Origin of the sequence: Micromonospora sp. M42 (assembly GCF_000568915.1) — a bacterium.
GTDB lineage: Bacteria > Actinomycetota > Actinomycetes > Mycobacteriales > Micromonosporaceae > Micromonospora > Micromonospora chalcea.
Window position 1 is genome coordinate 782,311 of record NZ_KK037233.1, and the last position, 2,030, is coordinate 784,340.

The 2,030-nt window shown below is 72.7% G+C and carries 2 protein-coding genes; both read left to right on the forward strand.

Annotated features, from left to right (window positions below):
* Positions 1-119: 119 nt before the first annotated feature.
* Complete coding sequence (locus MCBG_RS03190; RefSeq protein WP_223201032.1) at positions 120-1,370, forward strand: DUF4012 domain-containing protein; 1,251 nt, start codon at positions 120-122, stop codon at positions 1,368-1,370.
* Positions 1,371-1,383: 13 nt separating this feature from the next.
* Positions 1,384-2,004: a hypothetical protein gene (locus tag MCBG_RS03195; protein ID WP_043323730.1), complete on the forward strand. Its 621-nt coding sequence runs from the start codon at positions 1,384-1,386 to the stop codon at positions 2,002-2,004.
* Positions 2,005-2,030: the final 26 nt, after the last annotated feature.

Genomic DNA, 2,030 nt, shown 5'->3' on the forward strand with positions numbered 1-2,030 from the left:
CGCCTCGCTGGTGCCGAAGCAGGGCCGGCTGGACCTGGGCCCGCCTGCGCGGGGTTCGGCCGAGGTCGCGCGGCCGACAGGCGGTCCGGGCCACCGCCGAGCGGTTGCGGCAGGTGCCGGTGGACAGCCTCGTGGCGCAGGTGCGCGACGCGGTCACCGCGCTGCGCGCGGAGCTGGACAAACTGGGCGAGCTGACCTCGGCGGCGGATCGGGGCGCGCGGCTGCTGCCGCCGCTGCTCGGCGCGGACGGGCCACGCAGTTATCTGCTCGTCTCGCAGAATCCGGCCGAGCTGCGCGCCACCGGCGGCATGTTCGGCGCGTACGCGGTGCTGCGGGCCGAGGGCGGCCGGGTCCGGTTGGTCAAGCAGGGCAGCTCGTCGGACCTGCGGTCCTTCGACCCACCGCTCAAGATCGGCGCGGAGGCGAAGCGGCTCTGGGGCGACCTGCCGGGCATCTATCCGGCGGATGTGAACCTCAGCCCGGACTTCCCGGCCGCCGCCGCGCTCTACCGGGACATGGTGCGCCGCCGTACCGGCACCACCGTGGACGGCGTGCTGGCGGTGGACCCCGTGGTCCTGTCGTACCTGCTCGGCGTGGTCGGCCCGGTGACCGTGCCGGACGGGCCTTCGCTGGCCGCCGCCACCGCCGTGCGGACGCTGCTCAGTGACTCGTACCGGGACCTGGACACCAAGGACCAGGACGTGTTCTTCGCCCGGGCCGCGTCCGGCGTGTTCGACACGTTGTTCACCAAGACGGTCGACCCTCGGTCGCTTTTGACCGTTTTTAGTCGTTCCATTAGCGAACGTCGGATATTGTTCTGGAGTGTCCGATCCGATGAGCAGCGCGCGCTGGCCGACACCCGGCTGGCGGGTCAGCTCCCGGAGAAGGACACCGTGCCGACTGTCGGCGTGTTCCTCAACGACGGCAGCGGCGCGAAGCTCGGTTACTACCTCAGGTTCTCGGCCACCGTGACGGTCGGCGAATGCCATCCGGACGGGCGCCGCGAGCTGCGGCTGAAGGTGACGGTGCACTCCACCGCCCCGAAGTCGGGCCTGACCAAGTCGGTGACCGGGCTGGCCCTGTCCGGCGACAAGTACACCGCACGCACCTTCGTCTCCGTCCACACGCCCACCGGGGGCGCCGTCCTCACCGGGCGGCTCGACGGGAGGGACACCGCGATGGGCAGCGGCACCGACGGCCGCCGCCAGGTGGCGGTGGCCAACGTGGAGACCCGCCCGGGGCAGACCCGGACGCTCGACGTCACGGTGCTCACCGGCCAGACCGGCGCCGGGACGGCCGAGCTGGTGCACACGCCCACCGTCACCCCATGGACCACCCAAGTAGTCAACGCACCAAGCTGTGAACAGTAGGAGGGAAACCATCATGCGGCTATCCCGCATCATCATGGCGCTCACGGTGGGCCTGGCCGTAGCGGCCGTGCCGACCGCGGCCGGGGCGGCGCAGCCGCAACCCCCGGTCTACCCGCCCGAGGTCGCGTCGCTGACCGTCTCACCGACGACCATCCGGCTCGGCGAGACGTTCACCCTGCGGGGATCGAACTTCGGGCCGAACGAGACGGTCCGAATCGACGTGGCGATCTCGGGCCTGCCCGCGGCCGCCCCGGCCGACGGTTCCGCGCGACGCAGCGACGGCAGCACGGTGGCGATGGCGCCGGTCGCCTACACGCCCAACCGTGCCCAGCCGCAGCCCGCGCCGACCACGTTCACCGTGACGACCGACGCCAGCGGCAACTTCACCGTGACCTACCGGCCGACCCGGCCCGGGCGGTACACGTTCACCGCCACCGGTCTGACGTCCGGTCGGATCGCCAGCGCCACCGGCACCGTCCTGCCGCCGCGGCCGACCAAGTCCCCGCACCACGGCGGGCTGCCGGTCACCGGTGACAGCATCGGCACGCCGCTGAAGCTCGGTGGGGGCCTCGCCGCCGCCGGCGCGGTGCTGCTGCTGGCCTCCATGGCCTGGCGTCGCCGTCGCCTCGGCTGATCCGGGGCGCGCCGGGAAAGACCCGG